The 21,110-nt window shown below is 67.1% G+C and carries 19 protein-coding genes and 1 tRNA gene; 12 read left to right on the forward strand and 8 right to left on the reverse strand.

Features of this window, described 5'->3' with window-relative positions; genetic code table 11:
- The first annotated feature begins 2 nt into the window (after nucleotides 1–2).
- On the forward strand, nucleotides 3–806 hold the full coding sequence (locus HPO96_RS05005) for a hypothetical protein (RefSeq protein WP_171671364.1): 804 nt from the start codon (nucleotides 3–5) through the stop codon (nucleotides 804–806).
- A 49-nt stretch (nucleotides 807–855) separates the two neighbouring features.
- On the opposite strand, the gene HPO96_RS05010 is transcribed toward HPO96_RS05005, so the two are convergent.
- Nucleotides 856–2,556 carry an aminotransferase class V-fold PLP-dependent enzyme gene (locus HPO96_RS05010; protein ID WP_171671366.1) on the reverse strand — a complete coding sequence of 567 codons (1,701 nt, stop codon included), beginning with the start codon at nucleotides 2,554–2,556 and terminating at the stop codon, nucleotides 856–858.
- A gap of 15 nt (nucleotides 2,557–2,571) precedes the next feature.
- On the opposite strand from HPO96_RS05010, the gene tenA reads away from it, so the two are divergent.
- The 3 genes from tenA (at nucleotide 2,572) to HPO96_RS05025 (ending at nucleotide 4,920) form a co-directional block, all read left to right on the forward strand.
- Nucleotides 2,572–3,231, forward strand: a complete 660-nt coding sequence (gene tenA / locus HPO96_RS05015; protein WP_171671367.1) for a thiaminase II — start codon at nucleotides 2,572–2,574, stop codon at nucleotides 3,229–3,231.
- 1 nt (nucleotide 3,232) lies between these two features.
- Nucleotides 3,233–4,777: a phytoene desaturase family protein gene (locus tag HPO96_RS05020; protein ID WP_171671369.1), complete on the forward strand. Its 1,545-nt coding sequence runs from the start codon at nucleotides 3,233–3,235 to the stop codon at nucleotides 4,775–4,777.
- Nucleotides 4,778–4,847: 70 nt separating this feature from the next.
- Nucleotides 4,848–4,920: transfer RNA gene (locus tag HPO96_RS05025), tRNA-Lys, on the forward strand.
- A gap of 168 nt (nucleotides 4,921–5,088) precedes the next feature.
- Here the strand turns inward: HPO96_RS05025 and HPO96_RS05030 are convergent.
- Nucleotides 5,089–7,083, reverse strand: coding sequence for a penicillin acylase family protein (locus tag HPO96_RS05030; RefSeq protein ID WP_171671370.1), 1,995 nt, complete (start codon nucleotides 7,081–7,083; stop codon nucleotides 5,089–5,091).
- A gap of 155 nt (nucleotides 7,084–7,238) precedes the next feature.
- On the opposite strand from HPO96_RS05030, the gene HPO96_RS05035 reads away from it, so the two are divergent.
- Together HPO96_RS05035 and HPO96_RS05040 are read left to right on the forward strand one after the other, a co-directional pair.
- A complete protein-coding gene (locus HPO96_RS05035) occupies nucleotides 7,239–8,084 on the forward strand; it encodes a polysaccharide deacetylase family protein (RefSeq protein ID WP_171671372.1) in 846 nt (281 codons plus the stop codon).
- Nucleotides 8,085–8,193: 109 nt separating this feature from the next.
- Entirely contained in the window at nucleotides 8,194–8,604 is a 411-nt protein-coding gene (locus tag HPO96_RS05040) for an ester cyclase (RefSeq protein ID WP_171671374.1), read from the forward strand.
- Nucleotides 8,605–8,643: 39 nt separating this feature from the next.
- Here HPO96_RS05040 and HPO96_RS05045 read toward each other — a convergent pair whose 3' ends face one another.
- From HPO96_RS05045 to HPO96_RS05055, 3 genes are read right to left on the reverse strand one after another with little or no spacing between them, the layout of a single operon-like run.
- On the reverse strand, nucleotides 8,644–8,790 hold the full coding sequence (locus HPO96_RS05045) for a hypothetical protein (RefSeq protein ID WP_171671375.1): 147 nt from the start codon (nucleotides 8,788–8,790) through the stop codon (nucleotides 8,644–8,646).
- Nucleotides 8,787–9,182, reverse strand: coding sequence for a hypothetical protein (locus tag HPO96_RS05050; RefSeq protein ID WP_171671377.1), 396 nt, complete (start codon nucleotides 9,180–9,182; stop codon nucleotides 8,787–8,789). The genes HPO96_RS05045 and HPO96_RS05050 overlap by 4 nt, the downstream gene beginning before the upstream one ends.
- A complete protein-coding gene (locus HPO96_RS05055; RefSeq protein WP_171671379.1) occupies nucleotides 9,179–9,901 on the reverse strand; it encodes an SDR family oxidoreductase in 723 nt (240 codons plus the stop codon). Before HPO96_RS05055 ends, HPO96_RS05050 begins: the two co-directional genes overlap by 4 nt.
- A 307-nt stretch (nucleotides 9,902–10,208) precedes the next feature.
- On the opposite strand from HPO96_RS05055, the gene HPO96_RS05060 reads away from it, so the two are divergent.
- Both HPO96_RS05060 and HPO96_RS05065 read left to right on the forward strand, forming a co-directional pair.
- On the forward strand, nucleotides 10,209–11,489 hold the full coding sequence (locus tag HPO96_RS05060) for an FAD-dependent monooxygenase (RefSeq protein ID WP_171671380.1): 1,281 nt from the start codon (nucleotides 10,209–10,211) through the stop codon (nucleotides 11,487–11,489).
- Entirely contained in the window at nucleotides 11,458–12,162 is a 705-nt protein-coding gene (locus HPO96_RS05065) for a TetR/AcrR family transcriptional regulator (RefSeq protein ID WP_202885497.1), read from the forward strand. The genes HPO96_RS05060 and HPO96_RS05065 overlap by 32 nt, the downstream gene beginning before the upstream one ends.
- A gap of 22 nt (nucleotides 12,163–12,184) precedes the next feature.
- Here HPO96_RS05065 and HPO96_RS05070 read toward each other — a convergent pair whose 3' ends face one another.
- On the reverse strand, nucleotides 12,185–12,853 hold the full coding sequence (locus HPO96_RS05070; RefSeq protein ID WP_171671382.1) for an FMN-dependent NADH-azoreductase: 669 nt from the start codon (nucleotides 12,851–12,853) through the stop codon (nucleotides 12,185–12,187).
- A gap of 220 nt (nucleotides 12,854–13,073) precedes the next feature.
- Between HPO96_RS05070 and HPO96_RS37955 the strand changes: the two genes are divergently transcribed.
- The 4 genes from HPO96_RS37955 (at nucleotide 13,074) to HPO96_RS05090 (ending at nucleotide 17,820) form a co-directional block, all read left to right on the forward strand.
- Nucleotides 13,074–15,323 carry an LLM class flavin-dependent oxidoreductase gene (locus tag HPO96_RS37955; RefSeq protein ID WP_171671384.1) on the forward strand — a complete coding sequence of 750 codons (2,250 nt, stop codon included), beginning with the start codon at nucleotides 13,074–13,076 and terminating at the stop codon, nucleotides 15,321–15,323.
- Between the two features lie 117 nt (nucleotides 15,324–15,440).
- Nucleotides 15,441–16,442 (forward strand): ferritin-like domain-containing protein, encoded by a 1,002-nt coding sequence (locus HPO96_RS05080; RefSeq protein WP_171671386.1) that lies wholly within the window; start codon nucleotides 15,441–15,443, stop codon nucleotides 16,440–16,442.
- A 13-nt stretch (nucleotides 16,443–16,455) separates the two neighbouring features.
- The gene (locus tag HPO96_RS05085) at nucleotides 16,456–17,265 is read left to right on the forward strand and encodes a helix-turn-helix domain-containing protein (protein WP_171671387.1); all 810 of its coding nucleotides are present in this window, start codon (nucleotides 16,456–16,458) and stop codon (nucleotides 17,263–17,265) included.
- 48 nt (nucleotides 17,266–17,313) lie between these two features.
- The gene (locus HPO96_RS05090; RefSeq protein ID WP_171671389.1) at nucleotides 17,314–17,820 is read left to right on the forward strand and encodes an MmyB family transcriptional regulator; all 507 of its coding nucleotides are present in this window, start codon (nucleotides 17,314–17,316) and stop codon (nucleotides 17,818–17,820) included.
- 5 nt (nucleotides 17,821–17,825) lie between these two features.
- Here HPO96_RS05090 and HPO96_RS05095 read toward each other — a convergent pair whose 3' ends face one another.
- A complete protein-coding gene (locus HPO96_RS05095) occupies nucleotides 17,826–18,689 on the reverse strand; it encodes an alpha/beta fold hydrolase (protein WP_171671391.1) in 864 nt (287 codons plus the stop codon).
- 33 nt (nucleotides 18,690–18,722) lie between these two features.
- Nucleotides 18,723–21,050, reverse strand: a complete 2,328-nt coding sequence (locus tag HPO96_RS05100) for a carbohydrate-binding protein (protein WP_171671392.1) — start codon at nucleotides 21,048–21,050, stop codon at nucleotides 18,723–18,725.
- Between the last annotated feature and the right edge of the window lie 60 nt (nucleotides 21,051–21,110).

Below are 21,110 nucleotides of genomic sequence, written 5' to 3' on the forward strand. Positions count from 1 at the left end.
TCGTGAACAACCTCCCGGAATTGATGCACCGGGCGACTGACGGGCTGGAGCCGGAGTCCGCCGATCTGGTCGAGCGGTCGGTGCTGCAGGGGCTGCGGTTGCGGCGTCGGCGTACGGCGCTGGCTTCGGCGGCCGGCGTGGCGGCAGTGGCGGCCACGGTGGCGGTCGTCGCCGGCGCGGTCCACGTCGTCGGGCAGCCGAATGGCGCGCAGCCGGCCGGTGCGCTGGCCAGCAGTCCGACGCCCAGTACGCCGTCCTCACCTACGCCGCCGGCGCCGTTCGTCTCGACCACCGAAGAGCCCGGTGACGGCGCGCAGCCGCCGGTGCAGCTCAACGACCCGACGCTGAAGACCTTGCGTACGCTGCTGAAGGGCAAGGGCAAGCTGACCGCTGCGGATACCTGGGGCAGCGCGGCCGAGGGGTACCTCGGCGCGTCGTACGTCGTCGACGACGGCAAGGGCGGATCACAGGTGCAGGTCATGCTCTCCAACGGAGGGCATCCCACCTGCAAGGACGTGCCGGGCTGCAGCGTCCGGGCAGACGGTTCGACGATCCGGGCGCAGCAGCCCGCGCCCGAGTATCCGAAGGGCCGGAACGTGGACGGAGTCCTCACAAGCTTCGTCGAAATCACCCGTAAGGGCGGCCGGTTCATCTCGGTGACCAGCTACAACGCCGTCGAGGAGAAGGGGTCGAAGGCCACTCGGCCGCTCCCGATCCTGACCGTCGCGCAGCTCACCAAGCTGGCCGACGACACCGCGTGGAAGTTCCCGGCGCCGCCGAAAGGGCAGGGAACACCCAAGCGGTGAGCCTCGCCGGGAGCGGCGCCGGCCAGGCCTGGCCGGCGCCGTTCTGCTGTCAGGTGAGGCAGCGGGAGGGGAGGTCGAACCAGCGCAGGTGGTCGAAGTCGGCGTTGACGGTGGCCTCGAGATCGGCCGGCTCCTGGCTGGTCGACAGGAGCTCGCGGGCCTCGGCGAGGTACTCCGCCAGGATCGACTCCGGGGCTGTGGAGTCGTGGCGGGGGTAGCGGAGTTTGCCGTCGGAGTCGTAGCCGACCTGGGACAGGCGCAGCGGCGGCTCGCTGGCCCCGCGGTAGTGCCGCCAGAGGCCGGTCGCCGGGTCGAAGCGGTAGTCGGCGAGCAGGCGCCAGCCGTCCTGGGCGACCAGTTTGACCGCGGCGACGACGTACTCGAAAACGGCGTCCGAGATGAAGTAGTTGAAGTTGACGCGGACCCAGCCGGGTTTGATGCCCTCGCAGCCGTGCAGGATCTCCTCGGCGAACTCGTTGGAGCGCTCCAGGTCGATGCCGAGCAGGGCGTGCCCGTACGGGCCGGCGCACGAACAGCCGCCGCGGGACTGGATACCGAACAGGTCGTTCAGCAGCGCGACCACGAAGTTGTGGTGCAGGTAGCGGCCGGACGGCGCCTTCACCACGAAGGAGACGATCGACAGCCGCTCCGCGTCCACGTTGCCGAGGATCTGGATGTTCGGCTCGTCCTGCCAGGCCGCGACCGCACGCCGTAGGTACGCGTCCTCGTGGGCGCGGATGACGTCGATCCCGACCGCCTGCTTGAGCTGGAAGGCCAGACCGGCCCGGATCGACCCGATGATGTCCGGAGTGCCGCCCTCCTCGCGGTGCACCGGGTCCTCCAGGTAGGCGTGCTCCGTCGGGTTCACGTAGGCGACAGTGCCGCCGCCGGGGACGTCGGGCACGCGGTTGGTCAGCAGCTCCCTGCGGGCGACCAGCACACCCGGAGTGCCCGGGCCGCCGATCAGCTTGTGCGGGCTGAGGAAGATCGCGTCCTTGTACGACAGCGGGTCGGCGTCGCGGCCGCCGTACATGTCGATCTCGATGTACGGCGCGGCGGCGGCGAAGTCCCAGAAGGAGAGGGCGCCGTGGCGGTGCAGCAGGGCGGACACCCGATGCGTGTTGCTGACGATGCCGGTGACGTTGCTGGCCGCGGAGAACGAGCCGATCTTGAGCGGGCGATCGGCGTACTCGACCAGGCGCTCCTCCAGCTGCGGGATGTCGATGTGCCCATCGGCGTCCTGGCTGATCATCACCACGTCGGCGATGGACTCACGCCAGGGCAGCTCGTTCGAGTGGTGCTCGTACGGGCCGATGAAGACAACCGGCCGCTGCTCCGGCGGGATCTGGTCGGTCAGGTGGTACTCGTCGTCCAGCTGGGCCGGAATGCGCAGACCGAGGCAACCGATCAGTTTGTCGATCGCACCGGTCGCGCCGGAGCCGCAGAAGATGACTGCGGTCTCGTCGTCGCCGCCGACGCTCTGGTGGATGATGCGCCGCGCATCCTCCCGCAGCCGGGTTGTCTGCAGGCCTGTGCCGCTCGACTCGGTGTGGGTGTTCGCGTACCGCGGCAGGACCTCCTCCCGGATGAAGTCCTCCAGGAAGGTCAGAGCGCGCCCGGACGCCGTGTAGTCGGCGTACGTGACCCGGCGCGGCCCGTACGGCCCGGGCATCACCTGGTCGTCACCGATCACCGAAGCGCGAATCCGTCGCAACAACGGCGACTCCGGCAGTGGCTGCACATGATTCATGGTAGGGATCATGACATGACCTTTTCCGGTGAGCTGTGGGATCGCGGCGGGGCGACTGTTTACAACCAGATTGTCCGACATCCGTTCATTACCGGACTGACTGACGGCACGCTGGATCACGCTGCGTTCCGTTACTTCATCGTTCAGGACAGTCACTATCTGCGGGCCTACTCCCGTGCGCTCAGTCTGGTCTCGGCCCGGGCGACGGACGAGGACGCGGTGAGCATGTTCGCTCTGCACGCCGCCAACGCCATTGCGGTCGAGCGGGAGCTGCACACCACGCTTCTGACCTCCCTGGGCCTCACCGCGGCCGATGTGGACGCAGCCGGGTCCAAGCCGACCACTACGGCGTACATGTCGTATCTGACCGCGGTCTGCGCTACTGGCACGTACGCCGAGGCCGTGGCCGCCGTACTGCCCTGCTACTGGATCTACCGCGACGTCGGCCGCGACCTACTGAAGCGCTCGTCACCTGACCCCGTCTACCGGCAGTGGATCGAGACCTACGGTTCGGAGGAGTTCGACGCCGTCGTGGAGTCGGTGCTGGCCGTCACAGATGGGCTGGACGTAGGGGCCTCGGAGCGGGAACGCTGTCACCAGCACTTCGCGACCACTTGTCGCTACGAGTGGATGTTCTGGGACGCCGCGTACACCAAGCTCGATTGGCCGGTCTGAGATGAACTTCTACGACGTCGTGATCGTCGGCGGCGGGCACAACGGCCTCGTCGCCGCCACCTACTTGGCACAGGCAGGCCTGTCCACGCTCGTACTCGAGCAGCAGCCGCACACCGGCGGCGCAGCGGTCAGCCAGCAGGTGTTCCGCGGCGTCGACGCCCGTCTGTCCCGCTACTCGTATCTGGTCAGTCTGCTGCCCGACAAGATCGTCTCCGACCTGGGCCTGTCACTGGAGCTCCGTTCGCGTGGCGTCGCGTCGTACACGCCCGTACGCCGTTCTGGTCGCGATCTGGGCCTCATGGTCGACCGGCCCGAGGGCTCTGCGACCCGCGAGTCCTTCGCCCGCCTCACCGGCAGCGACAAGGAGTACGACGCCTGGACGGAGTTCTACGGCGCCGTAGGCGAGCTGGCCGCAGTCATCGCACCCACTCTGCTCGAACCGCTGCAGTCAGCCGACAGCCTGCGGTCGCGCGTCGACCCCGCCCTGTGGGACGAGCTGGTCGAGCGCCCCTTCGGTGAGTCCGTCGAACGCCGTTTCAGCGACGACACCGTCCGTGGCGTCGTCGCGACGGACGCCGTGATCGGCACCTTCGCCGGCCTGCACGACGAGTCCCTCATTCAGAACCGCTGCTTCCTCTACCACCTCATCGGCAACGGCACCGGCGAGTGGCGGGTACCGGTCGGCGGCATGGGCGCCGTCACCGACGCACTGGCCGCCGCTGCGCGCCGTGCGGGCGCCGTACTGATCACCAACGCCGCAGTGACCGCCGTCGAGGTGGACGGCGTCCGCGGCTCGGTCACCTGGCTCGGCGGCGACGGAGAGCGATCAGTTGACTGCAAGTACGTACTCTCCAACGTCGCTCCGGCGACTCTGGACGCGTTGCGCGGCCGCGACGTCGCTGCGAAGCCAGAAGGCTCCCAACTCAAGGTCAACCTCCTCCTCTCCCGGCTGCCCGCCCTGCGCTCCGGCGACGACCCCACCCGTGCCTTCGCCGGCACCTTCCACATCGACGAGGACTACAGCCAACTCGAGTCCGCGTACCGCACCGCAGCTGCCGGCGCGCTCCCCGACGTACCGCCGTCCGAGGTCTACTGCCACTCCCTCACCGACCCCTCGATCCTCTCCCCCGAGCTGATCGCCTCCGGCCACCACACCCTGACCGTCTTCGGCGTCCACTTCCCCGCCCGCTTGTTTGCCGCCGACAACGACTCCGCCCGCGCCGAAGCCACCCGCCGCGTCCTCGCAGGCCTCGACTCCTACCTCGCCGAACCCCTCGCCGACTGCATCGCCCGCGACGCCGACGGCAACCTCTGCATCGAGTCCAAAACCCCTCAGGACATCGAGAACTCCATCGGCATGCCCGGCGGCCACATCTTCCACGGCGACCTCCAATGGCCCTGGTCCCCCACCCCCACCGCCCCCAACCTCTGGGGCACCGAAACCGACACCCCCAACCTCCTCCTCTGCGGCTCCGGCGCCCGCCGCGGCGGCGCCGTCTCCGGCCTCGGCGGCCACAACGCCGCCATGTCCATCCTGACCCGCTAACCGATTTCACATCTCCCCAAAGACCCTGCTAGTCTTCTCGTCGTTCGCAAGCAAAACAACAGAACAACAAGCGCCGCTAGCTCAATTGGCAGAGCAGCTGACTCTTAATCAGCGGGTTCGGGGTTCGAGTCCCTGGCGGCGCACAACAACCCAGGCCACAACGGTGTCCTGGGTTTCTTCATGTCCGGCACACCCCTCTTATTCGCCGCGAGAACTGCAGCACCTCTCAGATTGCGCGCGACTGTGGGCCATGTCACATCACTTCGTATCGCTCGGATCGCGCACCTCCGGGCATCGACGGGCATCGGGGCCTAGATGACGGGGATCAGGTGGCCGGCCAGCCAGAGCGGAAGCTGGTCGTGATGGTGGGGTGTGCCTTGGATGCCGGAGGCGCCGAGCGGTACCACCCAGGAGCTGGCGGAGCGGTCGGCGAGGTCCCAGGCGTAGCGGGCCGCGGAGGCTTGGAGACAGAGGTCGGTCGGGCCGGGGATGCTCGTGGTCGACTGCACGCAGTCCCGGTCGCCGCCGAGGGGCAGGTCGATCGGGTTCTCGGCCGGTGTGAAGAGCGGCGTACGCAGCGGGTGGTACGGAGTGAGCTGGTGGGTTTCGCCCCAGGGTGGGCGCGGCTCGGCGGCGGCTACCTCTTCCAGGGCCGCCCGGACGATCGGTACGACGTCAAGGTCGGCGGAGGCGAGCAGGTTCTCCAGGGCGTAGGTGGTACGGGTGTAGACGTCCATGAACGGCGCGAAGAGTTCCGGGGTGTCGGAGCTCTCGAGGGTGCTGAAGCGGTCGGCGAACCGGCCGGCGATGGCCTTCCGGAGCGCGACGTACGTCGACGCGGTGGTGCTGGTGGCATCCATCCGACGGTCCCAGGCGAAGAGCTCTTTGCGCACGACAACGGCTTCGGGGGACAAACCTAGTAGTCCCAGCAGAAGGTCGAGAATGCTGCCGACCGAGGCGAGGTAGGTGTCGGAGTGGATGGTCGCCATCTCGTCGACGGACCAGTCGGACCGCTCGAGCAGTAGCTCACGGATGCGTCGGGTCCGATGCGGCGGCGCGAACTCGACTCCGAGTGGCGCGGAGATCTCGCGGGCGTTTCCCATTGAGATCGGGCCGGTGACCTCTTCGCTCGGCATCGGCATCCAACCGTCCCAGGCGAAGGTGGCATCCCAAGCCGGGACGACACGGAGCATGTTCGCCCGATCGCGCCGCGGCACCGCGCCGGCGACGCGATGCAGCAGCCCTCCGTCGGTGTCGGCCGCCATCACCACGTTGACCGGCTCGACCCAGTCCGCCAAGGCGGCGTCGACGTCCGCGACGGTCGTTGCCTGCAGCAACCGGGGAAGTACCTCGAAGCCGAGCCGATGCAGGACGCGCGGCGGATGGCGCAGGCTGACGGTCTGGCCGGCCTGGTCGATGATGACCGGGCCGCGCTCGGTCTCGATCACCTCGATCGTCACCGGGTCTGCTCCGGCAGCTTCGACGACTTCGGTGTGCAGTGTCGCCGGCGCCCAGCCGGAAGGGCCGAGTGCTTCGACGGAGGAGCCGGTCCGGCGGAGTTGTTCGGCGTACAGGTCCTGGTAGTCGGCAGCGGAGTTGGTGATCGCCCACGCCACCTTGCCCGTATGACCGAAGTGCGCAAGCCCCGGAATCCCTGGCACGGCCAGCCCCAGTACGTCGTACTCCGGGCAGGCGAGCCGGATCTGCTGATAGACGCCGGGATGCTCCACGAAGCGGTGCGGATCACCAGCAATGATCGGTTGCCCGGTCGAGGTCCAGGACCCGGGAACCAGCCAGCCGTTACTCCCGGACGCCGTCGGGCCCTCCGCCGTGAAGAGCTCGAGGTACTCCTCGCCCAACCGTTGCGCGACATGCGTCCGCCACAGCTTCCCGGGGAAGCCCGCGAACAGGATGTGCATGGCGAGCCAGATGCCCAGCGGCGTCCACGGCTCCCACTTCCCGGGTGTGAGCCCAGTCTCCACGAACTCCGGAGCCTCGGCCGTCGGAAGCGCTGAGTTCACTCCGGCGACGTACGCCGTCACCCACTCGGCCGTCGCAGGGTCCAGGGCCCCGAAGCACAGCCGAGCGGTGTCGGCGATCCGAGCCTGCCGGGCGAAGGTGTCCCACGGCACGGCGTCCGGGCCGAGGAAAGCGGCGGTCGTCCCGTTGAAGTGGTGCCGGGCGTACTCGAGTTGCCAGGCGCGGTCGCGCGCGGTGGTCGCGCCTTGGAGGTGAACGAGGGCGAGCGGATCGCCCGCCTGCAGGTGGGGCACGCCGTACGCATCGCGATGTAGCTGAGGATTCACTCCACGCCTCGTTCCAATGGGGTCAGGGATTGCTCACTGGATATCAGCCGCAGCGGCACCAAGAGGAGGAATGCGATTCCTATCGAACGGAACAGCGCAACTTTTAGCCTACGCCGGAAAACACCGGGTGGATCAAGAGAAAGCAGGGACTGGAGATGTCCGATTCGCATGTGCGGGACGCGTCCGTCTGTCTGAGTTTCGATCTGGACGCCATCTCGTTCTGGGTGGGCATGCTCGGCCTGTCATCACCGACCTACATCTCCAGGGGTGAGTTCGCCGCCACGGTCGCGACACCGCGAATCCTGGATCTGCTCGACCGCGAAGGAGTCAAGTCCACCTGGTTCATCCCGGGTATGGATGCGGACGCCTATCCGGACATCTGCAAGCGGATCCGCGATTCGGGTCACGAGATCGGCCATCACGGCTACGCCCACGAAGTACCGACGAACCTGGAAGAGCCTGCCGAGCGGCGCATGATCGAGCGCGGCCTCGAAGCGCTCGACCGGGTCCTCGGCGTGACACCCACGGGCTACCGGTCGCCGGCCGCCGATCTGTCACCCAAGACGACCGAGCTGCTGGTCGAGTACGGCTTCAGCTACGACAGCAGCTTGTGGGGCAGCGACTACGGGATGTACCGCTGCCGCGCCGCCGACGTCATCGACACCGAGAATCCTGTCCAGTTCGGCCGCGAGCTCGACCTCGTCGAAATACCGCTGGGCACAATCATCGACTTCGTCCTCCTCGAGTTCGTGATGACACCCGGCCTCCTGCTCCCCGCGAACACCGACATCGTTGCCCTCGGCCAACGCTGGATCGACGACCTCGACTTCATGACCGAACACGTCCCCGGCGGAACACTCACCGGAGTCTGGCACCCGGCCGCCATCGGCCGCGCCAGCAAGCTACGCACCGTCGAGAACTTCATCCACCGCGCCAAGGAGCTCGATCTCCCCTTCAAAACCATGTCCGAAGCCGCCGACGACTGGAAAGCCGACCACTGAGCGATCTGACCGTATGAGACGTGGCGATCAGCTGGGGTTGCATGAAATAGGCCAGGACCAGGACTGAAATTCCTACCCATGGCCCTCGGCGGCGAGGCACAGTACGTGGATGACGTCATCCACAGTGGAACCGGGTCAGCAGCTTCATGACTTCTACCAGCGCTATCTGGACCTGGTGAGTTCCTACGATTTCGATCGTCTGGACGAATGCATTCACGACATCGTCAACTTCAACGGTATGTCGATCGCGCGCGACGACCTGATCGCCGGGTTCCGGGGAAACATCGCCGCCGTGCCGGACCTCTCGTGGAAGGTCGAGGACCTGCTCATCGACGGAAACCGGATAGCGGTGCGCTTCACGATGGCTGGTACGCCCGTCCAGGAGTGGCTCGGCCTCAAACCCAATGGGGCAAGGGTCACGTTCGCTGAAATGGCCTTCTACGAGGTCGAAGAAGGTCGCTTCAAGACCATCCGGAGTTTGATGGACATGGATTCGCTACGCGCCCAGCTGCTGCCCTGACAGCTGCCCTCCCCGCACGCTGCCGGCCCATCGGAAGCGTTACGGATGGGTGGCGGTGAACCAGTCCGGCGGGCAGGTTCCGCAGGGCCGGTACGCATCGGCTGTGGTTGCCGACGGCAACAGGAAGCCACCTGCCGCGACTGCGCTCAGCACGGCGCCGAACAGAACCTTCTTCACAAGACTCATGACGATCTCCTTTCGGTCCAGGTAGCGATCAAGGCGGCGAGCGGGAACAGGACGAAGAGCGAGAACAGGACGACCAGTTCGACGGATTTGGCCGGCTCGTGGTGGTTGAGATGTCCGGCGTGGAAGATCAGATGCACCGAGGCGTACGCCGTGTAGGCCAGCAGGCCCACTCTGACCAGTAGCAGGTCGAAGGTGATCGCCGCGGCGGTCAGCATGATGCCGGTGGCGAGCCGCCCGCCGCCGACGTCGCGCATCAGGTGCTCGCTGTAGGGCGGTGTCCAGTCGAGCGTGGGCAGCGCGTAGAAGCTAGCGGGGAACATTGTCATCCACCCGGCGATGATCAGGTCGAACACTCCGAGAACCGCCACCACGGTCCGCGCATAACCTCTCATGATTTCCCTCCGAGATGGTCGGCGAACGTGGCGGTCCCGTACGGCGGCCCGTCGACGAGCGCGGCGCCGTCGGCGAAGGCGCGGAAGAGCTTGCCTGGGGCACGCACTGGCAGCACCGGACGATGCGCGGAGTGCGCGGCCTTCCAGGCGCGGGCGAGGTCGGGCAACCACTCCCGCTCCGGCCCACCGACATCCGGCACCCGACCGGCAGCGGGACCGCCGGCCAACTCGGTCAGCCGGATCGCGACATCCTCCACCGCGATCGGCTGCAGAGTGACCGCCGGCGCAACAATGACCGGGGCTTTCAGACTGAACACGGTGTCGAGCAGCGTGTGGAACTGCGTGGCTCGCAGAATCGTGAATGCCTCGCGGGACTCGACCAATCGCTCGGCGGCCACCTTGTAGCGGTAGTACGGCAGCGGGATCCGGTCAGCTCCGACGATCGACATGTAGAGCACGTGCGTCGACGGCGGCACGGCGCCGAGCAGGTTCTGGGTCTGTACGACGTCCTTGCGGCCCTGCGACGTGGCCAGGTGGACGACCGTGTCAACGCCGGCAGCGGCCGCGCGCAGCCCCCGCCCGGTGGTCAAGTCGCCCGTCACCAAGCCCTGTCCGGACCGCCGGCTGAGAACCCGGACGGTATGACCTGCCGCGCGAAGCCGGTCGACCGTCGGCCGGCCGAGGAAGCCGGTACCGCCGGTCACGAGAAGCGTTGACATCTGGTGTCCTTTCGTCACCAGCAAAGAGCGAACACCCGGCCGTTCTGTGACAGCACGAGGCCAGGAGTCTCATTCCTAACCTGAGTGGACCACGGCGCCGGAGCGTACTCGGTGTACACACCGAGTACGGAGCACCGCGGCCGGACGTGAACTCGTCGCCGACCTGGTCACCCAGATGCAGGTCGCCGGAGGTGTCGAACTCTTGCCCGTCGATGGCGATCTTCGTCGAGTAGGCGACGTGGGCCAGATCACCTGCCGATCCGACCCGAACTGACCGTTTGACCATTTGGGTCAGTATGCTGGTTCCATGGAGACCAACGAACCGAGGCGAGTCCTCGTGGTGGGTATGGGTATCAGTGGGATGGCGACGGCCCGGCGGCTGCGGCTGGCGGGGTGGCAGCCGGTGATCATCGAGCGGGCGCCGGCCCGGCGACTGGGCGGCTACTTCGTCGCCCTGTTCGGCGCCGGCCGCCTGGCGGCCGAGCGACTGGGCCTGCTCGATCACATGCACGACCGGAAGTCCCTGCAACAGGGCGTCGACATCGACCGCAGCGGCAAGCAGCGACCGGGCCTGAACTACGCCGACCTGCCCGGGCAGCCGTGGCTGTTGCTGCGCAGCGATGTGGAACAGGCCGCCTTCACAGCATTGCCCGACGATGTCGAGATCCGTTACGCAACCGTGCCGACCGCCATCGAGCAGGACGCCGACGGTGTGGACGTGACGCTGCTCAACAAAGTCACCGGCATTTCCACGACCGAGCGTTTCGATCTGGTCGTCGGAGCCGACGGACTCCGCTCGACCGTGCGCTCACTGGTATTCGGCCCGCATGAGAAGTTCGTTCACCGGATGGGGTACATGATCGCGGCCTATGAATACGCCGGTACGCCGTCCGGTCTGGCGCCCGGCGTGGGCGCGACCTTCCTGGAGCCGAATCGCTCGATGTGGGTGTACGCATTCGCCGACCACGATCCCACCATCCTGCTGACCTATCGGACCGACGACGTGGACGCCGAGCGGTCCCGGCCGGCGATCGAGAGCGTGCGCGCCGCGTTCGGCGAGCGGGCCCCTGAGGTCCTGGCCGACGTGCTGGACAACCTGGAGGCCAGCGACAACGCCATCTTCGACTCGGCGGAACAGGTGAAGATGGACACCTGGCACCAGGGCCGAGTGGTGCTGCTCGGAGACTCCGCCTGGTGCGTGACCTTGTACGCCGGAATGGGCGTCTCCGCAGCGATCGCGGGCGCCGACCTACTGGGCACCATGCTCGAGCAGCGGCCCGACGACCTCGAAGGCGTTCTCACCGACTGGGAGCAAGGCCTGCGGCCGTACACCACCTTCTACCAGACCAACGCCTACGAGGATCGGGGCTTCTTCGTCGCGGACAACTGGCTGCAGATCCTGCTCCGCCGCGCCCTTCCCACCCTCGGCAAAACGCGGCTCGGCCGCCGCCTGATCGATAAGATGTTCCACGTCGAAGGCGTCATCACCTACAAGAGCGCGGACATCCTGGACGAAGTCCTGGGCGGTTCACGTCATCACCACGAGGAGCCACAGGTTGTCCACCGTCCCCGGCACTCTGCCGCCTAAGGCCGAGCGGCTCCTCGCTGCCGCGGGAGAACTACTGATGGCCCGCGGCAGCAAGGGTGTGACGATCGCGGAGGTGGCACGCAAGGGACACACCGGCAAGGGAACGGTCTACCTGTACTGGAAGACCAAGGAAGATCTGCTGCTGGATCTCGTCTGCCGGGACTTCCTCGACCTGGCGGGCGAGCTGGCCGAGCTGCTCGCCGGTGACCACGAGCTGATCCGGCCCTCCCGGCTGTGCCCAGCCCTGCTCGACCTGGCCCGGGCACATCCCTATGTCGACGCCCTGCGCAGCAACGACGCCGAACTGCTCGGCGTGCTGACGACCGACGTTCGCTCGGCCACGCTGCTGGACGCGCTCGGACCGGACGCACTGGTGCGCCGGATCCTGCCGATCTGGCGCACGAACCTGCTGGCCAGGACGGATTGGACGGTCGCCGACCAGACGCAGGCGGTCAACTTCCTCTTCTCGGGAGTCATGACCTCGACGGCCGGCGCGTCCCCGGAAGCGGTTCGCGACTCCAACCGGGTGGCGGCCGGCGCTTTCACCGCGCTGCTCGGCCCCGAGGAGGCGGGCCCCAAAGACGTACGCGCTGCCGCCGAGGCCGCTCTGGCAGCCTTGGCGGAACAGCGCGCTGCGGTCACGAACCTGCTGTCGCAACCAATCCCGGCGTGACGCCGGGCCGATCGAGAACGCGTCAGACAGCTTTGCCGATCAGTTCCTTGGCGACCGCGAGACCGTGCTCCTCAGCAGCGGCGTGGGCGCCGTTCTCGGATTCCTTCGACAGGTCGATCAGTCCCTCCATACCCGGAGTCACCGGGGCGAGGGTGAGCTCGGCGGCCGCGATCCGGACGCTCATCCCGAACATGTCGCCGAAGATGCGCTCCAGGTACGGCGTCGCGTGGTCCCAGCCGTGTTTCGGCGTACCGAGCTGGTAGCCACCGCCACGCGCGATGGTGATGATGGCCGGGCGACCTTGCAGTGGGTTCGATCCCCCGAGCAGTTCGTCGTCGAAGACCAGTAGGTCGACCCAGACCTTCACGTGCTGCGCGATGCCGTAGTTGTACATCGGAACCGCGAGCAGCAACGCGTCCGCACTCTTGATCTCCTCCGCCAGTTCGGCGACCAGCGCCTCGGCGTCGGCCAAGAGGTCACGCTCGGCGTCGGTGGCCGGCTGCTCGCCGTACTTCGCCCTCGCCAGGGCCGGCCAGGCCGTGGCCGGCAGCGGGCGCCGGCCGAGATCACGGCGGATCACCACGCCGTCGGGGTTTTCGGCCCGCCAGGCCGCTTCGGCGCTGTCGGCGAGTGCCCGGCTGACCGATCCGTTGCGGCGCACGCTGGCGTCGACGCGGAGCAAGGTCGTCATGATCGTTTCTCTCCCTGGGACTGTGATGGGAACCACTAAAAGTTGCCACAGCGATAATCTGCTGAACAGATCATCTACAGCCGGAACGTAGTTGCTTCGACCGCCGGGAGAGTAGGAATTTCCCACCCAGGTAGGTCATGCGGGAATGCCCGATCATGAGTCATGTGTTGCCGTCTATATAATCTGAGCTACAGATTATCTGCTTCCGGAAGGAATTGACGTGAGTGACTACGGGCACGAGCTGCTGGTCGGGGCCTTCCTGACGCCCTCGGCCAAGGACGCCGACGAGGTGGTGCGCCTGGCGGAGGTCGCCGACGCGGCCGGTCTGGACGTGATGACGTTCCAGGACCACCCGTACAACGCAGGCCTGCTGGACACCTGGACGCTGCTGAGCTGGGTCGCGGCCCGGACGAAGCGGATCGCGGTCGCCGGGAACGTGCTGAACCTTCCGCTCCGGCCGCCCGCCGTACTGGCGCGCGCCGCGGCGAGCCTGGACCTGTTGTCGCACGGGCGGTTCGAGCTCGGGATCGGGGCCGGCGGGTTCCCGGACGCTGTGCACGGGATGGGCGGTGAGCTGCAAAGCCCCGGTGAGCGGCTCGGCGCGCTGTCCGAGGCGATCGACATCGTGCGCGGGGTGTGGGATGTGGATACCCGCGGCGGGTTCAGCTTCGACGGAAAGCACTACCAGATCCCGGGGATGAAGCGTGGACCGCGACCGGCGCACGACATCTCGGTCTGGCTCGGCGCGTACAAGCCGCGGATCCTCGAGCTGACCGGGCGCAAGGGCGACGGCTGGCTGCCGACCTTCGAGTACCTGGAGCCGGGCGCGCACATCACCGGCAACGCGATCATCGACGAGGCTGCCCAGGCCGCCGGCCGCGATCCGGGCGACGTTCGGCGGATGCTCAACCTGATGGCGCCTGGGCCGAACTCGTTCTTGAAGGGCAGTCCGGACAGCTGGGCGGAGCAGTTGCTGCCCCTGGTGCTGGACCACGGCTTCAGCGCGTTCTTCCTGGTCGGCAACGACGAGCGCGCACTCCAGGTCCTCGGCCAGGAGGTCGCACCGCAGTTGCGGGAGTTCGTCGCGAAGGAACGCAAGATCGAACGGACACCAGCCGCACTCGCGGCGCGGGTGCCCGGGATCGATTACGACGCCTTACCAGACGATTTGCGGACGAAGGCGGTCGAGCCGGGCGACAAGTCGTACGACGCGGTGCGGCACACGTTCGCGCGCAAGGGATCGCCGGGACTCGTCATCCAGGCCGGCACTGTCGACGAGGTCCGGTCAGCGCTGACTTTTGCCCGGATCCAGAGCGTGCCGATCTCGGTCCGGAGCGGCGGTCACGGCTTCAGCGGACGGTCGACGAACGACGGCGGCATCATCATCGACGTCGGCCGGATGAACGCGGTCGAGGTCCTCGACCGGTCCCGCCGACTCGTCCGGGTCGGCCCGGGCGCCCGCTGGGGTCAGGTCGCCGCCGCACTTGAGCCGCATGGACTCGTGATCAGCTCCGGCGACTTCGGCGGCGTCGGCGTCGGTGGACTCGCGACGACAGCAGGGCTGGGATATCTCGCCCGCAGCTACGGGCTGACGATCGACCACATCCGCGCGGTCGAGATCGTGCTGGCCGACGGCACGTTCCACCGGGTCGACGCCGAGCACGAGCCTGATCTGTTCTGGGCCGTGCGCGGTGCCGGCGGCAACTTCGGCATCGTCACCGCCTTCGAGATCGAGGCGACCGAACTGCACGACGTCGTCCACGCCACCCTGTACGTCGACGCCTCGGAAACGGCCGCGGTCATGGAGCGATGGGGACGCCTGGTCGAGGATGCGCCACGCGAGCTGACCAGCTTCATGGCGCTCTATCCCCCACGTCGCGGACAACCACCGGTCGCGCAGATCATCCTCGTGTACGCCGGTGACGACGTACCGTCGGCGCAGGAAGCGCTGGCGCCGTTCCTCTCGGTCGGTCCGGTCCTGGAGCAGGAGGCCGAGCTCACGCCGTACGCGTCGGTGATCCAGATGCCCGACTACCGGCATGACGGCAACGGGCCGGCGCACAACCGCAGCGGTCTGATCGACCACCTGACGCCGGAGAGTTCCGCCGTCATCGAGAAGATGATCAAGTCGGGCAAGATCCTGATGATGCAGTTCCGCTCCGCCGGCGGCGCGGTCAACGACGTCCCGGCCGACGCCACGGCGTACGCGCATCGCCACCAGAACTTCTCGATCGTCAGCGCCACCTTCCCGGACTGGACGACATACCAGGACGAGTTGTGGAGCGAGCTCTACCCGCACCTCGACGGCATGTACCTGAGCTTCGAGACCACCACCGCCCCCGAACGACTGCTCGACGCCTTCCCCGCACCGACCCTGTGCCGCCTCCGCGCCCTGAAGGCGAAATACGACCCCGACAGCATCTTCGACAAGAACTTCGACCTCACCAAGGCCGACCTACTCCCCCGATGACTGGAGAGACCATGCCGGAGGGCCGCAGTCCCGCACCGAGCCACAAGAGCTGCTCGAGGCCGGGCCAGTCTGAGACGGCGGCGTCACAGATGGTGAGGCCATCCTGTCTTAGCAGGTATGAACGCACCTGACACCACAGGGATCGACACTCTCGAGAGCCTCCGCAGTCATTTGCAATGGGCTGTCGAGCTGGAGCACGCGACGCTCCCGCCGTACTTGTACGCGTTGTACTCCCTCGACCCCACGCGGAACGCCGACGCGGTCGAACTGGTGAGCAGTGTGTTCGTCGAGGAGATGATCCACCTGTCTCTCGCCGCCAACCTGCTCAACGCAGTCGGTGGCGAGCCACAGCTGGACACCCCGGCGCTGCTGCCGGACTATCCACGACTGCTCCCCCACGGGTCGGTGGAGTTGTCGCTGCTGCCGTTCGGATCGGCGGCGCTCGAGATGTTCCTCGCCCTGGAGCGGCCGGAGGCGCCGACCGGTCCGCCGGAGAGCGATCGCTACGAGACGATCGGCCAGTTCTACGACGCGATCGAGGCCGGCTTCCGATCCCTGTGCGACAGTCTCGGTGCGGACAAGGTCTTCACCGGCGACCCGGCCCGGCAGGTCGCCTTCGGACCGTTCCACCACACCGCCGGAAAGCTCACCGCCGTGACCGACCTGGCATCGGCCCTCGCCGCACTCGAGGAGATCGTCGAGCAGGGCGAAGGTACGTCCCGCGGCGAGATCTGGGACGGCGACCACGACATCTTTCACCCCGACCGCGACGAGGTCGCTCACTACTACCGGTTCGAGGAGCTCAAACTCGGCCGCCGCTACCAGCGCGGCGACACACCCGCCGGCGGCCCCACCGGGGATCCCGTCGCCGTCGACCCGGCAGGCGTCTACTCGGTCTCGCCCGCGCAGACGACCGCCGAGATTCGGCAAGCACAGCTGACGTTCGACAACACCTACTGCACCATCCTCTACCTCCTGCAAGAGACTTTCACCGGCGATCCGGCACAACTCCGCGACGCCGTCCGAACCATGTTCGGTCTCAAGGCCCAGGCAGTCGCGCTCTTCCAGTCCGGAGCAGGCCCCACCTTCCACTACATCGCACCCGACGAGCGCGTTTGAGGAGCAACCTTCGATGGCTGAGAAGAACCCCCTCGGGGAATTCATCAAGGCACGCCGCGATCTGTTGCGACCTGTCGATGTCGGCCTTGCCGGACCGCCGAGTACCCGTACCGCGGGGCTCCGGCGCGAGGATCTGGCGACGCTGGCCGGTATCAGTGCCGACTACCTGTCGCGACTCGAGCAGGGCCGGGAACGCAACCCTTCGCATCGAGTGATCAAAGCCTTGGCGGAGGTCCTGCATCTGGACGCCGAGGCGACCGAGCACCTGCATCGTCTTGCCCACCCCCAGTTGGCCGTCGACGGATCGGTGACCGAGGAGGTCAATCCAGATCTCGCCCGGATGCTCGCGGCCTGGCCGGACACCCCGGCCATGGTCACAGGTTCCGGGCTCGACATCCTGACCGCCAACCCCCTTGCCGCAGCCCTCTACTCCCCCGCCGGGCCCCGACCGAACCTGCTGCTGTTCACCTTTCTCGACCCGCAGGCTCGAGAGTTCTTCGTCGGCTGGGAGACCGTTGCGAGCCGAGCGGTCGCCGGCCTCCAGGCGGTCTCCTCCACGCCTTGCGCCGCGTCGGCCCGGCGGCAGGCGCTCATCGGCAGACTGTGCAGCGAAAGCCCCGACTTCGCCCGGATGTGGGCCAAGCACGACGTGCGCCAACCGAAGTACGACGTGATGCGGCTGCGGCATCCGGAGGTCGGCGAGCTCGAGCTGGCCTACCAGACGCTGACGGTGAACGACGCGCCGTGGCAGCTGCTCAACGTCTACCAAGCCGCGGCGGGGAGTCCTGCCGAGGAGGCGCTTCGTGAGCTTGGTGCCAGGTAGGAATCGAGTTCCTACTTGGTAGCAGCAGTTTCGCCCTAGCTTGGGAGAATGAGGACACTGAACCTTCTCGAGGCGTCCGTTCAGCCTGAGCTGTTGCAGCTGATGCATTCGTGGCGCTACTACCCGGCCGTCATCGTGGATCCGCAGCTCGAGGTCCTCGCCCTGAACCTGACCGCACAGCGGTTGTACGGCCGGGTCGCCGACGAGACGAACCTGGCGCGGTTCGTCTTCGGCAACCAGGCCGCGCGTGACTTCCTCGCCGACTGGCCCAAGGTCGCCCGCGATGTCGTCGCCGGGCTGCGTGTTGCTGCCGGCAACGATCCTCGCAACCCAGCGCTCCGGGTGCTGGTCGCCGAGTTGACCGCGTCGAGCACCGAGTTCCGGTCGCTGTGGTCACACAGCAAGGCGGAGCCCAGTTCGGCCGGAGTGTTACGGCTGCGGGATGCCGAGCTGGGACTGATGAGCCTCAACTTCCAGGTCTTCGGAATCGATGACCGCACTGGCCAGCAGCTCGTCGTCTTCCAGCCCGCGGGGACCGCCGATCTGCGGCCCTGAGAGGCTCAGCCGAAGAAGTCCGCGAGAGCCTTCGCCACTGCCTCCGGCTGTTCGATCGGCAGGAAGTGACCGGAGTCGTCGATCAGGGCCACGTCCGCTCCCAACTGCTGCCAGGTCGGCTGGATCGCCGTGAAGTTCGCCGGCGACGCGAGGCCCAGCATCGGAACCGTCACCGTCCCGTAGGTCTTGAAATCCGCGACGTCCTGGTCGAACGTCTGGAACCAGCCGTTGCCGGCCCGGATGGCGTCGACGCTGTCGTACGCACGGGCATACGCCACGCGATCGTGCCGGTCGATCCTGCTGCGATCGACGAGGTGGCTGTCGAAGACGTGGTCGACGACGAACTGCATCCGGCCGGCCAGCAGCTGCTCGGGCAGGCCGTGGAGCTGGTTGAGCGGGAACCACCACAGGTTGGGTGCGCCGTCGTGCGGAAGCAGCTTCAGGTCGTACAGACTGGCATCCGGATGCCCGACCTCCATGATGGCCAGTTTGGTGATGGCTTCGGGGTGGTTGATCGCGTAGCTGTAGGCAACCATCGAGCCGATGTCGTGCCCGGCGATGTGGGCCTTGGTGTAGCCGAGGTGCCGAACGAGTTCGAAGACGTCGCGCGCCATCGTCTTCTTGTCGTACCCGTCAGCCGGTTTCGCCGAGAGGTTCATTCCGCGCAGGTCGACTGCGATCACCCGGTACCGCTCGGCGAGCAGCGGCATGGCGTGGCGGAACTCGCGCCACGTCACCGGCCACCCGGGCAACAGCACCAGCGGTTCACCCTGGCCCCCGGCGACGTAGTGCAGCGTCGTGCCGTTCACCTCGGCGACAGCACTCCGGAAGTGGCCTGGAAGCCCCTCAGCCAGCACAGCGTCATCCATCCAGACCACTCCCACAGCGTCGACGATCAGTACTCACCTATGACCGGCATCAGTCCCGGCTTGTGACACGACCGTCGGCGTAGCGAAGGAGAACCAGTCCAGGTTCCCGATGCCCGGGCCGTCCGAGGCGGCCACCAGGTAGACGTCGTGGACGCCCTTGGTGGTGGTGATCGGGATCGAGTGCGTGCGGAAGGTGTCGAACCCGCCGGTGGACGGCATCGTCATCGTGCCGATCACCGGCCCGTCCACCGCGTCGACGCGAATCTGGAAGCTCTTCCCGGCGTACGCCGGGTCCGCGCCGAGACTCGCCACGAAGAGGTTGCGGCCGGCCCCGAAGTCGACGGAGCGATAGCCGACCGAATCGCCACCGTCGAAGTTGCCCAGCACCGTCCCGGTTCCGGCGTAGTGTCGCGCGACACCGTTCCCGGTCGTGTACCGCTCCGCCTGCACGATCGTCTGGGTCAGCGCCGAACCTCCGGTCCACGGTTTGACGCCGTACGGATAGGCGCCCGCGTCCTTGGCCGGTGAGCCAGGCTTGAGACTGAAGTCGTTCCGCAGCGGGTCGGTGAACATCGGGTCGACCGCGTACGGCACGTTGCCCGACACAACGACTCCGGGCTTCGGAGCCACATCGCCGATGTTGTCCCGCACCACCATGTTCTCGTACGACGACGAGAACAGGGTGATCGCGTTCGCGTCCGTACCGGAGGTGTTGTTGTACGCCCGGTTCCCCTTCGACCCGTCGCCGTTGAACAGCGCCACGCCGTACGTCGTACTGCCGTACGCGACGTTGTGATGCAGCGTCACGTTGAACACGCTGTTGTCGGCATAGATGCCCGGTCCGAACGAAGCGCCGTACGGGTCCGGATCGTGCAGCAGATTGTGGTGGATGTCGGTACCGGCCATGTCCACGAAGCAGCAGATGTAGATCGCGCCGTTGTCGTTGACCAGGTGGCTGTAGTCCGACAGGTCGTTGTAGCTGATGTCGGAGCCCGACACCTTCCGCCCGGCGACCTTGTTGTCGATGTTGATGCTGCTGCGGCCGGTGGCGTAGACGGTGTTGTTCCGGATGACGGCGTCGGAGCCCACCAGGTTGATCCCTGCGGCGTAGGTCCCCAGATAGTCGGTGTTCAGGATGGTGTTGTTCACGGCCGAGTTGTGCGAGCCGAGGACGGCGATACCGTTGCCGGAGCTCCAGTTCAGGTGGCTGTTCTTGATCGTGTTGTACTGCCCGCCGAGCACGATGCCGGACGTGGTCTCGCCCGCGGTGAGAAACCCGCAGTTGTCGTAGTCCTCGACCATGTTCGGGTCTTTCGTCACATCCAGGTACGCCGAGAGGTACGAACCGACGGTGCCGTCGATCGTGTTGTACGTCGACGTCGCCGACGTGCGGATCGAGGTGGCGTGGACGCCGATCCCGCGCAGCGTCACGTACGAGCGGCCGGACAGGTCGACGCCCCAGTTGCGCTGCTTCGCCTCGATCGTGTGCTGACCGGCCGGGGCGCCGTCCGGCGTCCAGACATACAGCTTGTGGGTGTCCTTCGCGTAGAACCACGTGTTCGGGCTGCCGAGTTCGGTCAGCTTCCCGCTGAGCGAGAACGGTGTCCCGGAACCGGAGTTCAGGCTGATGCAGTTGGGCAGCGAGGACGCCTCGAGCGAGCCGGGTGAGTAGCTCGTGACGGGCCCGGTCTCGGTCACGAACCAGTTCCGCACCGTGAAGCGGGCGCCGACCCAGTACCCGGCCGGCTGGGTCAGCTGCGTGGACGTGATGCCCGTGACCGTTCCGGTCTCGGCCTTGGCCATCTTCGGGTTCAGCGGGTTGGTGCCTGGATGCGGCCACTGCGCCTCGACGCTGAGCCCACCTTTCATGAACACCTGGTTCCCCGGCAGCGTCGGGTCCAGCGTCACGTTCGCCTGGTAGATGTGACCGCCGCGAACGGCGTCCCCGAAGGGTGACGCCGACAGGAATCGGTCGGACGCCGAGAGGTCGGCGAGCTCGGCAGTCGAAGTCTGGGTCCAGCCGGTCACCACGTCGGTGCCCTCGACGACCACGTCCGCGCCCGGCGCGGCGGCGTACGTGATCGGAGCGCTCGCCGTACCGCTCCGGGCCGGTACGACGGCCTCGCGGTAGGTGCCGGAGGCGATGAGACAGGTGTCCCCCGCCTGCATCACCTCCGCACAGCGCTGGATGTGCTGGTACGGCGCGGCAGCGGTTCCGGCGGCGGAGTCCGATCCGCTCGGGCTGACGTAGTACGTCCGAAGGTTCGGGCGGCCGGCCGGCTCGACGCCGACAGAGCCGGAGAGGCTGAGTGCGAGGGCGGAGGTCGCGGCGATCCCCGCACGGAACAGGGTCAGGATCATCTCAATCCAATCGCTAATCGATTATTGATCGGAAGGTAGACTGCTCCGCGGACGCCGTCA

The sequence above is a fragment of the Kribbella sandramycini genome, from assembly GCF_013131805.1.
Taxonomy (GTDB): domain Bacteria; phylum Actinomycetota; class Actinomycetes; order Propionibacteriales; family Kribbellaceae; genus Kribbella; species Kribbella sandramycini.